The 12275-nt window shown below is 66.9% G+C and carries 13 protein-coding genes; 7 read left to right on the forward strand and 6 right to left on the reverse strand.

Annotated features, from left to right (window positions below):
• Positions 1 to 135: 135 nt before the first annotated feature.
• The 3 genes from KF791_15270 to KF791_15280 are packed head-to-tail and all read right to left on the reverse strand — an operon-like array spanning position 136 to position 1450.
• Positions 136 to 567 carry a hypothetical protein gene (locus KF791_15270; GenBank protein MBX3733935.1) on the reverse strand — a complete coding sequence of 144 codons (432 nt, stop codon included), beginning with the start codon at positions 565 to 567 and terminating at the stop codon, positions 136 to 138.
• Positions 564 to 866, reverse strand: coding sequence for a hypothetical protein (locus tag KF791_15275; protein ID MBX3733936.1), 303 nt, complete (start codon positions 864 to 866; stop codon positions 564 to 566). Before KF791_15275 ends, KF791_15270 begins: the two co-directional genes overlap by 4 nt.
• Positions 863 to 1450 (reverse strand): RNA polymerase sigma factor, encoded by a 588-nt coding sequence (locus tag KF791_15280; GenBank protein ID MBX3733937.1) that lies wholly within the window; start codon positions 1448 to 1450, stop codon positions 863 to 865. Before KF791_15280 ends, KF791_15275 begins: the two co-directional genes overlap by 4 nt.
• A gap of 299 nt (positions 1451 to 1749) precedes the next feature.
• Between KF791_15280 and KF791_15285 the strand changes: the two genes are divergently transcribed.
• The 6 genes from KF791_15285 to KF791_15310 all read left to right on the forward strand — a co-directional run bounded on the left by KF791_15285 (position 1750) and on the right by KF791_15310 (position 8877).
• Positions 1750 to 2679 carry an FKBP-type peptidyl-prolyl cis-trans isomerase gene (locus tag KF791_15285; protein ID MBX3733938.1) on the forward strand — a complete coding sequence of 310 codons (930 nt, stop codon included), beginning with the start codon at positions 1750 to 1752 and terminating at the stop codon, positions 2677 to 2679.
• A 24-nt stretch (positions 2680 to 2703) separates the two neighbouring features.
• Positions 2704 to 3438 carry an SIS domain-containing protein gene (locus KF791_15290; protein MBX3733939.1) on the forward strand — a complete coding sequence of 245 codons (735 nt, stop codon included), beginning with the start codon at positions 2704 to 2706 and terminating at the stop codon, positions 3436 to 3438.
• A gap of 108 nt (positions 3439 to 3546) precedes the next feature.
• Positions 3547 to 4893 carry an aspartate aminotransferase family protein gene (locus KF791_15295; protein ID MBX3733940.1) on the forward strand — a complete coding sequence of 449 codons (1347 nt, stop codon included), beginning with the start codon at positions 3547 to 3549 and terminating at the stop codon, positions 4891 to 4893.
• A gap of 66 nt (positions 4894 to 4959) precedes the next feature.
• Entirely contained in the window at positions 4960 to 6417 is a 1458-nt protein-coding gene (locus KF791_15300; GenBank protein ID MBX3733941.1) for an anthranilate synthase component I family protein, read from the forward strand.
• The gene (gene pabC / locus KF791_15305; protein MBX3733942.1) at positions 6414 to 7286 is read left to right on the forward strand and encodes an aminodeoxychorismate lyase; all 873 of its coding nucleotides are present in this window, start codon (positions 6414 to 6416) and stop codon (positions 7284 to 7286) included. The genes KF791_15300 and pabC overlap by 4 nt, the downstream gene beginning before the upstream one ends.
• A 208-nt stretch (positions 7287 to 7494) precedes the next feature.
• Complete coding sequence (locus tag KF791_15310) at positions 7495 to 8877, forward strand: FAD-binding protein (GenBank protein MBX3733943.1); 1383 nt, start codon at positions 7495 to 7497, stop codon at positions 8875 to 8877.
• Positions 8878 to 8975: 98 nt separating this feature from the next.
• Here the strand turns inward: KF791_15310 and KF791_15315 are convergent, their stop codons facing one another.
• Positions 8976 to 9362, reverse strand: coding sequence for a hypothetical protein (locus KF791_15315; GenBank protein ID MBX3733944.1), 387 nt, complete (start codon positions 9360 to 9362; stop codon positions 8976 to 8978).
• A 111-nt stretch (positions 9363 to 9473) separates the two neighbouring features.
• Between KF791_15315 and KF791_15320 the strand changes: the two genes are divergently transcribed.
• Positions 9474 to 10325, forward strand: coding sequence for a DUF3472 domain-containing protein (locus KF791_15320; GenBank protein MBX3733945.1), 852 nt, complete (start codon positions 9474 to 9476; stop codon positions 10323 to 10325).
• A 15-nt stretch (positions 10326 to 10340) separates the two neighbouring features.
• Here KF791_15320 and KF791_15325 read toward each other — a convergent pair whose 3' ends face one another.
• Complete coding sequence (locus KF791_15325) at positions 10341 to 11087, reverse strand: hypothetical protein (protein ID MBX3733946.1); 747 nt, start codon at positions 11085 to 11087, stop codon at positions 10341 to 10343.
• Between the two features lie 4 nt (positions 11088 to 11091).
• Positions 11092 to 12273: an aldo/keto reductase gene (locus KF791_15330; protein MBX3733947.1), complete on the reverse strand. Its 1182-nt coding sequence runs from the start codon at positions 12271 to 12273 to the stop codon at positions 11092 to 11094.
• Positions 12274 to 12275: the final 2 nt, after the last annotated feature.

The raw sequence follows: 12275 nt of genomic DNA on the forward strand, positions 1-12275 counted from the left end.
GCAACGACGTTGCCCGGCGGTAAAGCCCACCCCCCTGCCGGTGGTGGGGCAACACGAAAGTCCTCCTGAGCCGTGTGGGGAGTTTCCAACGGCCCGGCTTGCCGTTGTGCGTATGCGCGACCGAAGACCCTGGGCTCAGGGCTTTGCGCCGGATCCACGGGAGGATCCCGATTCCTTGGGGCCGCGAAAACGCTCCGGCATCCGACGCTCGCGCTCCTCCTCCATCGCCCGGTACTTCTCGCGCTGGTCCGGGGTGAGAATCGTCTCCATCCGCTCGCGGCCGCGTGCGGTCAATTCCCGCAGACGCTCCCGATGCTCCCGGTGCGCCTGCTCGAAGGCATCCATCCCCTCCCGGACAAGCGGCTCCATCTGCTGCTGCTGGTCCGGCGAAAGTCCCAGCTCGGTGGTGAACCTCTGGCAGATCTTGACGCGCATTTCCTCCCGGTCAAACGGGCGGAAGACGGGGCGGCGACCCATGCCATACCCAATGGCGCCGCCGGCAACGCCGCCCGCGACGAAGGTCGCGATCAGGTAGATCAGGACGGTTTTCCGGGTCGGCAGGTTCATGGGGCGACGGCCACGTACAGGGTGGCATTGGCCACGGCATACTCGTCGCCGGCGGGAGGGCGAACCGACGACCAGCTCACGGCGACCGCCACCAGGGCCACGGCGATCGCCCCCGCGAGGCCGCCGCGGAGCCAGAGCGCCAGCGGCACAGCCCAACGCTCCTCGCGCGACCGGCGCCAGGCGGCCAGGACCCTGGATTCCACGACAAACGACACGGGCTCCACCGCCGGTGCCGGCACCCGGGAGGCGGCACGCAGCAAACGGTCGAGCGGATCGGGGGGGGAATACCGGATGTTCATGGAATGTGTTCCTTCATCAACTGTGCCAGATGCTGCTTCATTTTGCGACGCGCGCGAAAGGCCCGAACCTTGACCAGCGGACCGCTCCACCCGGTGACGGCCTGAATCTCTTCGACCGTTCGACCTTCCAGATGCAGCAGTGTAATCACAAGGCGGTCCTCCGGACGGAGCAGTTCGAGCATTTGCGAGACGAGTTCCCTGGACGCAAGCCCCTGGTCCGCCGGCAATTCGGCATCCTGCTCGGCCAGGTTGTCCAACACCGCGCACTGCTCCTCGGAAAGGTCCGCATACCGGAGCTCCGGCCGGTGGGACTCGCGGGCGATCTCGTGACGGCAGGTGTTGACACTGATGCGCGCGACCCAGTGTTCGAGCGGGACCAGTCCGCGAAACTGGTCCAACCGGGTGAACACCTTGATCAAAACGCTCTGCACGAGATCCTCTTCGCTGGTGCGACGCGGAAGGTGCGCCCGAACGATCCGGGTGACCAGCGGCGTGAGGTGGGCGACCAGCGCGCGCACCGCCTCCTCGTCTCCGGCACGGGTGCGTGTGACGAGTTCCGCCACCTGCATTCCCGGTTCATCCATGCGTGATGCACGACCTTCCTGAACCCAAAGACCGCAGGCAATCCGATTGGTTACGAAAACCAGCCCCGGCATGGGCGGAATGGGTGGCCCTTCGGGCCCCCGAAACCCGGCAGGCGACGCAGCCCCCAACCCGGCGAGGGCATTCATTCAATACGCGCCGGGCACGGTGAATCGAACCCGGGGAGGCCCCGCCCGCCGCTGGCTCCCGATTCCAATTCTGGACTTTTGTCCGTGCGACTGCTAACCACCCGTCTCCATGTCGGCGGTGTGCCCACCGCCCGAACCCACAGATCATTGCCATGAAATTCAATTTGACCGCAGTCCTGCTCGGCGCGGCCCTTGCCGGTCCGGTGCTGGCGCAGGCCCCGCAAATCGTCACCACATCCCAGCCCCCGGTGGATGCCGCGGCGATTGACGCCAAGTTCAAGAATGCCGAGGAAAAGAACAGCTATGCGATTGGCGTGATGATCGCCAATGACATGCAACGCAATCTCACCCGGGGCAACTACGAGTTCGACCCGGCCATCGTTGCGCGCGCCTTCTCCGAGACCTTTACCGGAGGCGCTCCCCTGCTCACGGGCGCCGAGGCGGAATCCGTCGTCCGCGCCTACAGCAGCGAACTCCGCTCCAAAGCCGAGGAGAAGCGCAAACTCGAGGGTGAGAAAAACAAGGCGGACGGAGAGGCGTTCCTGCAGAGGAATCGGGATGCCGACGGGGTGATCACCCTGCCGAGCGGCCTGCAATACAAGGTGCTCACCGCCGGGGACGGCCCCAGGCCAACCACCAACGACACGGTGGTGACTCACTACCGGGGCACCCTGCTCGACGGTACGGAGTTCGACAGCTCCATCGCGCGCGGCCAGCCCGCCACCTTCGGCGTGACCAAGGTCATCAAGGGATGGACCGAGGCCCTGCAACTCATGCCCGTCGGTTCCAAGTGGCAGCTGTTCATCCCGTCGGATCTCGCCTACGGCACCACCGGGTCCGGACAGAAAATCGGGCCCAATGCGACACTCACCTTCGACATCGAGCTGCTGGAGATCAAACCGCCGGCAGCCCCGACCGCCACGGCCGTGGCCGCCCCCGCCGCCGTCACCAGCGACATCATCAAGGTGCCCAGCAAGGCCGAGCTGGAGAAGGGCGCCAAGATCGAGGTGATCAAGAAGGAGGACGTGGAGCGGCTGCAGAAGGAGGCCCAAGCCGCCGGCAACAACGCGGCGCCCAAATAACGCCGGTCCACGGCGCAACCCCTCATGCCGGCCTTCGATGCCTACTGCGAGGGGGTCCGGATCCAGCTCGAGCGCATCGCCACGCTCCAACGCACCGCCATCGCGCAGGCCGCCCTGTGGATTGCCGACGCGTTTGAGCAGGGCCGGTTCCTCCGGGTTTTCGGCACGGGCCATTCGCATCTCCTTGCGGAGGAGCTGTTTTACCGCGCGGGCGGGCTGGTGCGGGTGATCCCGATCCTCGACGAGGACCTCATGCTGCACCGCAGCGCCACCCGTTCCACCGCGTTGGAGCGGGAGTCCGGGCGCGCCGGCCCGCTGCTGCAGCGATACGGAGTCACCGCCGGCGACATCCTGATCGTCGCCTCCAACAGCGGCCGGAACGCCGTGCCGGTGGACCTGGCACTGGAGGCCCGCGCCCTGGGGGTCCGGGTCATCGCCCTGACCAATCTCGTCCAATCGCGCGCCTGGCCGTCGCGCCACCCCTCAGGAAGCCACCTCGCTGAGGTCGCCGACCTGGTGATCCACAACGAGGGGGCGGACGGCGACGCCGTGGTGGAGATCCCCGGATTGCCAACCCGCGTGGGGCCGACCTCCACCATCACCGGGGCCTTCATCCTCAACCTCATTGCAGTCCAGACCGCCGAGACGGCGCTGGGACGGGGCCGGCCGCCCGCGGTGTTCGTGAGCAGCAACGCCGGGGGCGACCTCCACAACGCCTCGCAAATCGAGGCCATGCGCCCCTTCAACCCGCACTTGTGACCCCGCACCGCGGGGGATCGAACGTCGGCTTGGCTCGCCTTTGGACGCGTTTCGCGTTTGAGTCGTGCCGAAGCGGACTGCATGGACCTCCCCACCCACCCCGACCCGATGGCGCGCCTCCGTTCCGAAGGCGACGTCAATCTCTCCCCCCACCGGACCGCCTGGGCCGGTGCCCAGATCAGCCCTGAGACGCGCAAGGTCCTTGATGCCGACGCGTCGCATTTCCTTCATCAGTCGCTCTCGACGCCTTGCCTCAACGTCCTCGCGCGGGCCGCGGGCGCCTGGATTGAGGATCTCGAGGGACGCCGGTACCTCGATTTCCACGGCAACAACGTCCATCAGGTCGGGTTTGGGCATCCGCGCGTGGTGGCGGCCATCAAGGAACAACTGGACCGGCTCAGCTTCTGCACCCGTCGCTACACCTGCGAACCTGCCATCGAATTGGCGCGCCGGCTGGCCGAACTGGCCCCCGGCGATCTCAACCGGGTCCTGTTCGCTCCCGGAGGCACCAGCGCCATCGGCATGGCCCTCAAGCTCGCCCGGGTGGCCACGGGACGGTTCAAGTTCGTTTCCATGTGGGACTCGTTCCATGGGGCTTCGCTCGACGCCATTTCGGTGGGCGGCGAGGCGGTGTTCCGCCAGGGCATCGGCCCGCTGCTGCCGGGCTGCGAGCATGTGCCGCCACCGGAGCCCGCGCGATGCCCCTTCCGGTGCGGAAACACCTGCTCGCTGGCCTGCGCCGACTACATCGAGTACGTGCTCGAAAAGGAGGGCGACGTCGCTGCGGTCATCGGTGAGACCATGCGGTGCACGCCGTTCATCCCGCCACCCGACTATTGGAGCCGCGTCCGGGCCGCCTGCGACCGCCACGGGACGCTGTTGATCCTCGACGAGATCCCCATCGGACTGGGCCGCACGGGCCGGATGTTCGCCTGCGAACACTACGGGGTCGTGCCCGACATGCTCGTGCTCGGCAAGGGTCTGGGCGGCGGGATTCTCCCCCTGGCCGCGTTGCTGGCACGAGAGCCCCTCAACGTCGCCGCCCACACCGCCCTCGGGCATTACACCCACGAGAAGAACCCCGTCGCCTGCGCCGCAGGCCTCGCGACCCTGGACGTTCTGCAGGACGAGGGTCTGGTCGAGAACGCCCGACGCCTTGGGGAACGAGCCCTGACGCGAATGCAGGAGCTCCAGTCCCGGCATCCGCTGATCGGAGGCATCCGGGGCAAGGGCCTGTTGATGGGCATCGAGCTGGTCCGGCAAGATGCCCGCACCCCGCGGCCCGCCACCGATGAGGCCGAACGGGTGATGTATGCCGCCCTGCGCCGCGGGCTGAACTTCAAGGTGACCATGGGCAACATCCTGACCCTCACCCCGGCCCTGACGCTGACCGAAGCGGAACTGGATCAGGCGCTCGACATCCTGGATGCCTGCCTGGCCGAAGGGTCCGCATGATTGGGATGGCTCCACCGCAGCAAAACCGTTGACTCCACCGGTCTCCCGCCCAGCGTGACCCGCGCCATGCACGTCCTGATGGAGGAAGTGCCGACCGGACACACCCCGGAGTCGCTCGCCGCGCTGGAGCGCCCGGGACGGGGCCTGATGCTGCTGCGGACGGGGACGTTTGACGTTCCCGAAGCCCGTTACTCCTTCGTGGTGGCGCGCCCCATGTTGCGATTCCGCTCGTGGGGCACCGCCTGCGAAACCCGCGATGATCAGGGACGCCGCGAGGCGCAATTCGGAAATCCATGGCAGCACGTGGCCCTGCTGCTGGAACGTTACGAACTGCCCGATGTACCCGACGCGCCGTTTCCCTTGGGGGGATGCTTCGGATACTGGGGCTACGACCTGAAGCAGTTTGTGGAGCCACGGGTGACCCGGCGGGCTGTCAACGATCTCGAACTGCCCGACTGCGACCTCGGATTCCATCCCAGCCTGGTGGTCTTCGACCATCAACTGGGTCGGACCTGGGTGGTCGCCACCGGACTCGATGCCGCCGGCAACCGCAGCGAACGGTCCGCCCGCCGTCAGCTGGACTTCTGGCGTCAACGGCTGCGAACGCCACCAACCGATCCGGATCCTGTCCGTTCATCGTGCATCCACCCCGCCGCGATGTCCCTCGCAAGCTCCCTGCCCCGAACCGCCTTTCTTCAGGCTGTGGAGCGTGCACTCCAGTACATCCGTGCCGGCGACATCTACCAGGTCAACCTCGCCCATCGCCTTGGCGTTTCCTGCCCGATCACGGGCTGGGCGTTCTTCCTGAGGCTCGCCGCACGGTCCCCCGCCCCATTTGCGGCATTTCTCGACTGCGGCCGGTTCCAAGTCGCCTCCTCCTCCCCCGAGCTGTTCCTGCGAATCAGTGGACGACACATCATCACGCGTCCGATCAAGGGCACCCGCCCCCGGCATTCCGACCCCGTGCGCGATGCCCAGCTCTCTTGGGAGCTGCAGCGCAGCGAGAAAGAGAATGCCGAACTCGTGATGATCACCGACCTGCTGAGGAATGATCTCGGCCGCGTTTGCGAGTTCGGCAGCATCCGGGTCCCGGATCTCGCCCGGCTGGAACGGTTCGCCCAGGTGCAACACCTCGTCTCCACCGTCGAGGGACGACTCGCGCCCGGCGTGACCCATCTCGACGCCCTCGCCGCATGCTTCCCGGGGGGCAGCATCACCGGAGCGCCAAAAGTCCGGGCGATGGAGATCATTGACGCGCTGGAACCGGTCGCGCGGGGTCCCTACTGCGGCTGCCACGGCTACCTGGGATTCAATCACGAAAGCCAGTTCAGCATCACCATCCGGACCGCCCTCGTCTTCCAGCGTCAGGCGTGGTTCCACGTCGGCGCCGGGATCGTGGCGGACTCGAATCCGGTCGCCGAATACGAAGAGACCCTGGCCAAGGCCGGAGGCTTCCTGGCCGCGCTCGAGGCAGCCGGGGCGCCGTCTGGCCGTCCGGCTGCGCTCCCCGGGAGCCGCCCATGAATCCGCCACCCGATTCTGACGCCGAGGTCTGGATCAACGGGACCTGGCGACGCCCGTCCGAGGCGACCATTTCCGTGCTGGATCGCGGGTTTCTTTATGGGGACGGACTGTTTGAAACCGTTCGGGTTCATCGCGGCTGCCTGGTCCGCTGGTCCGGGCACTTGCAACGACTCAAGGCCGGTGCGCGGTTCCTCGACATTGAGATTCCCCACCCCGACGAGCAACTGACGGCCGTGGCGGTGGAACTGGTGCGGCGCAGGGGCGTGCCGGACGGCATCGTCCGCCTCGCCCTCTCCCGGGGCGTCGGTCTTCGCGGCTATTCCCCCCGGGGTGCCTCCCGGCCCACAGTGGTGCTTACGCATCATCCCGCGGAACCGCTGGATGTGGACCCGCCACGAACCTGGCGCTTGAGCACGTCTCCGTACCGGATTCCGGAACAGGATCCGCTGGCACCCTTCAAGACCGCCAACAAACTCCTCCAGGTGCTGGCGCGCGCCGGGGCCGAGCGGGCGGGCTTCGACGAAGCCCTGCTGTTGAACACGCGCGGTGATGTGGTCGAGGCGACATCGGGCAACCTCTTTTGGATCGAGGGGGACACCCTCGGGACACCACCGCTGTCGTCCGGGGCGTTGCCGGGACTCACGCGCCGCTGGGTGCTCGAACTGGCCGGCTCCCTCGGCATTTCCGCGCGTGAAGAGGCGGTCAAACCGGGTCGCCTGACCCGCGCCGACGGCGTGTTTCTCACGCTGAGTGCATTGGGTATCGTGGGCGTGGGGCGGTTGGACAACCAACCACTTCCTGCATCGCCACTCCTGCAGCGTCTCCGCCACGCCTACATCGCCGCCGTGAATGCGGCGACGCCGTCCTGAGGCGCGCAACCGAGAGACAGGCGTGTGGGGCCTCCACGCGCGGACCGCTCGCCTGGAGGCCCGCCCACCAGGATCGGGCGCCGGTGGGCCTTCGGGGTGGGTGGACCACCCAGATCCTGTCCCGCTGTTTGGGGAACCGTGCGCGGACCCTGCGCCCAACCGCGCTCCACCTTGACCCCGGGGGACCGGAGTCGCCACGCTCGGTGCGATGCCACTGGCCGACACGGTGATTGCGGAGTTGCGTTCCCTTGTGGGTGACGACCGGGTGCTCACCGCTCCCGAGGATCTCATCCCCTACGCCTTTGACGGCACCGCCGTGCTGCATCAACGGGCCGGCTGCGTGGTGTTCACCAACACGACGGACGAGGTTTCGGCGGTGTTGCGCCTGGCCCAGCGCACGCGCACCCCCGTGGTGACCCGCGGTTCGGGCACCGGGTTGAGCGGTGGCAGCCTGCCTGTCCCCGGCTGCATCGTGCTTTGCACCGTCCGGATGGACCGAATCCTCGAGGTGGACCGCGCGAATCTCACCCTGACCACCCAGCCCGGGGTGACCACGCTGGCGGTTGCCGAGGCCGCGGCGCGGGTGGGCCTGTTCTATCCGCCCGACCCGGGCTCCATGAAGATCTCCACCATCGGCGGCAATGTGTCCGAGAACTCCGGGGGCCTGCGCGGACTGAAATACGGAATCACCCGGAACTATGTCATGGGTCTGGAGGTCGTGCTGCCGGACGGCGAGGTGCTCAAGACCGGCAACAAGTGCGTCAAGGACGTCGCCGGCTACTCGATCAAGGACCTCTTCATCGGCAGCGAGGGCACCCTCGGGGTGATCACGGAGGTGATGCTGCGCCTGATCCCCAGTCCGGCCGCCAAGAAGACCCTGGTGGCGACGTTCGGGGCCATGGACGCCGCCGCACAAACGGTCAGCGACATCATCGCGGCGCACATCATCCCCTGCACTCTGGAATTCCTCGACCGAATGACCATCCGGTGTGTCGAGGACTTCGCCCATATCGGCCTGCCGCTGGACTGCGAGGCCCTGCTGCTTATGGAGACCGACGGGCATCCGGCGCAGGTCGAGGATGAGGCCGCCCAGATGGCGGAAATCGCCCGGCGCAACGGATCCCTGCAGGTCCGCGTCGCCCGCGACGAGGCGGAGGCCACCCAGTTGGCCAGCGCCCGCCGCAGCGCCTTCAGTGCCCTCGCGCGGGTGGCGCCCACCACCATTCTTGAGGATGCCACCGTTCCGCGCAGTGCCCTCGCACACATGGTGCGTTTTGTCGGTGAAGTCGCTGCAAGGCACCGGCTGCGGGTGGGCACTTTCGGTCACATGGGTGACGGCAACCTCCATCCCACCTTCCTCACGGACGAGCGCAACCATGAGGAGATGGAGCGCGTCCATGTCGCGTTCCGGGAAATCTTCGACGAGGCCATCCGCCTCGGCGGCACCATCACCGGCGAGCACGGGGTCGGTGTGGCCAAGAAGGAGTTCCTGCCGGGATTCCTGGGGGGCGCGGCGATGCGGGTGACCCGCGAACTACGCCGCGCTCTGGATCCCGCAGGGATTCTCAATCCGGGGAAGCTTTTCGACTGAGCCCCGCTGACGGCAGGCCGACCCCCACGCCGACAACGGAGGAGGGCCGGTTCCCGGGAGCGCCAAACCGGGCCGAGAAGGGTCCCCGGCCCGAATGCTTAGCGCATCTGCGACAGTTTCAGGGCGATCTGCTTGTCAATCTCCGCGGCCAGATCGAGGTCGGGCCCACCGGCGGATCCGCGGACCTGGGTCGCAATCTCGGCAATACCCGCCTCGGGTTCCGTCACCTTGACGTAGATGGTCTTGCTGTCGGCCCTCGCCGTGAGGGTGTTGTCTATGAGGTTCTCGCTCGTGAGCGTGCCATTAAACGCCAGCACCTCCTTGGCGGCGGCAAAGACGACGGGCACGGGCCGGCTGTACCGGCTGATGATGCTGTCCTTTGCGAACGGCATGCCAAACTTGGTGCGGCCTGTCTCAGTGGAATAACACCCGCTGGAGGCTCCCACCACCGCTGCCAGCAGGGCAGCCACGAGCAATTGCTTCATTTGCCGGCCATGCAACCACAACTGCTGCAACCGTCAAGCGCCGGCTGGCCCCCGGCGGATCCGGCCACCGCCGGCTTTCCTTGCCCATCGTTGGCACTCAGATTCCGGGTGGTGAACGCGTTCATTGTCCTCGCCGCCCTTGCCACCATTCCCGTTGCCATCGCTGCTGCTGAAGTCCGTGCGGCGCGTTCGGTCCATCTGGGGTATCCGGCGCCCGAGGGCCGGCTGTTCCATACCGAAATGGTCATCGAGGAGTCGGTCAACGGGAGTTTCTTCATGGCTTGCGGCTGGAACACCGGATACTTCGGCCTGCAGCAATTGAGCGGACCCGGCGACACCGTGGTGATCTTCTCCGTCTGGGACCCCACCGCCGGGGACGATCCCCGGGCGGTCGCATCGGAAGATCGCGTTGAGGTTCTGTACGAAGGCGACGGAGTCCGGATTCGGCGGTTCGGCGGTGAGGGCACCGGCGGGCAGTGCATGGCGCCATACTCATGGTCGCCCGGGGACACCAACCGGTTCCTGCTCCACGCCGAGGTTCAGGGCGACAAGACGGTTTACACCGCGTGGATCGCCCGCGCGCCAGCCCTCAGCTGGCAAAAGCTGGCGACCTTCCGCACCCGCACGGGAGGCAAACCGCTCTCGGGATACTACTCGTTCGTGGAGGACTTCCGTCGCGACGGCTCCAGCGCCAACGAAGTGCGTCGGGCACGCTATGGCAACGGCTGGGTGCAGTCCGTCCAAGGAGACTGGGTGGCCCTGACACGCGCCCGGTTCACCGCGTCCGGGGCCGAATGGGAGGCAAAGGAGACCATCAATGCCGGAATGAAGGATGGATGGTTCTTTCTCGCCACAGGCGGCGACACCGTCCAATCCCTGCCGTTGCGCGCGGTTCTCGAGCGCACCCCCGCTGAACTTTCGCTGCCCGATCTCGCCACACCGCCCTCCGTTCGGGAACCGTGAATCGGGAACTGCCCCTCAACGCCTGAGGTTGTGGGCGTCGGAGGCATATTTCCCTTGCGCCAACTGCCGAACCCGCCCGGTCAACACGGTGTCCGGAACCAGCAGGTTCCAGCGGATCCCCGAAGTCTCCGTCGCCACGGTCTTCATTGAGATTTCCCAGGCCTCGCGCTCCAGCCCGGGCGGCGGCGGTTGGACGCTGCCCTGCAGGAGCAGTCCCAGGCGGTTTCGACGCTGGGCAGCACCCGCGATCTTCCGCCCGCCGAGCATGAGGTCGTGCCGCTCCGAACCCACGAAGCACTCTCCCGGTCCACGCCGATCGCAGCACGGTGACAGGACGGTCTGAACACCCAGGGAAGCAAAGGCCGCCTGGATCCATTGGTGGACCCGGCGGTAACTGTCCACGGCAGGGAGTTCGTGCCAGGGATGACCCGGCGGCACCGCGACGCTGTACGTCCAGTCCCCGTCGTGCGGCACAATTCCCCCGCCGGTGGGTCGCCGGATCAGGGGCCGCAATGGAACCCGCGCCGCCACCTCGGCGTGAGGCTGGAAGTACCCAAAGGTCGCGCACGGCTCCGCCCAGCCGTACGTCCGGAGCACCGGATGCCCCAGCCGGCCGACCGCTTCCAGCAGGGCTTCGTCCCAGGCCATGTTCCATGCCGGTCCCCAGGCACCCGACGCGAGAAACCACCACGGCTCCACTTCACCGCACACCGGCAGATGGAAGTCCTCCATGGAAGGGGCATCGGGGTTCAAACCTGCCATTCCTTCATGACTGGCTCAGCCGCTTCACCGGCGCATCGTGGAACCGCGCATGCGCGTCCCGAAGGATCTCCGGAATGCGATCTGCAAACGGGCTGCGGGCGATGGCCTCGGGCAGACGGTCCCAGTCCATCCGTGCCACATGCTCCCCGGGAAACCAGTGGTCGGCATTGCCCAGCATGTTGTAGCGGAACTTTGCCCATTCCGTCAGCTCCAAGGCCGTGGCGAAGGTGTAGATCCTCAGGATCTCCACCAGGTTGACCCCGCCGGGAACCTCCGAGAACTCGGGGATGCCCGACCACCACCGGCGGCACCAGTCGGCCCCATGCACCCGTTCCAACTCCTCCCGCAGCCGCTGCTCAATCGGGACCGCCACCTCCGCGGCCCGCTCGTAATGCGGCAAAATTGCGAGATGCTCGTCGAAATCCGACGGCTTCGCCGCGCCAAGCGACAGGGTGTGCACCTCCGGCCGTGCGAGGCAGTAGAGGTCGTTGAACTGCATCGGCGTGAGCGGTGCGGTCAGCGCCCGCAACTTCGGAAGCTCGAGGTACAGCTTTCCCCCCTTGTCGTTGGGACTGATGATGAACAGTCCCATGTCGCGCTGCGCCGCCTCGGCCACGCAGGGACGGTTCAGGTCGTTCACGAAGTACCAGTGGAGGTTCACGTAGTCGAACTCGTCGCTGCGAATCGCCGCAGAGATGACGTCCGGTGTGGCGTGCGTGCTGAAGCCCACGAACCTCACACGTCCGTCCCGCTGCAACTGCCGGCACACCTCAAGGCAGCCGCCCCGGCGCAGCGTCTCATCCAGGTGTCCCCGGTGATTGATCCCGTGGATGGACAGGAGGTCCACGTGGTCCAGCCCGAGGTGACCCATGGACTCGTTGAAGGTGGCCAGGAATTCGGCCGCGGTCGGCTTGGGCATGACCTTCGTCTGCACAAGCAACCGGTCGCGTGGGAACTGACGGAGCACCGGACCGAGCTGCATCTCCGACGACCCGTAGCCGCGCGCGGTCTCGATGTGATGGATGCCCAGCTCAACCGCGCGATGGATCGTCGCCTCCAGGTTGGCCTGTCCCACCGGATCCACCTGGTCCCAGGAGACATCCGACCAGGACTGCTGATACCGCATCCCCCCGCAGGAGAACACGGGCATCTGCAGGCGGGTCCGACCGAAACGGCGGTAGCGCATGG

Source organism: Verrucomicrobiia bacterium (assembly GCA_019634635.1).
Lineage (GTDB): Bacteria > Verrucomicrobiota > Verrucomicrobiia > Limisphaerales > UBA9464 > UBA9464.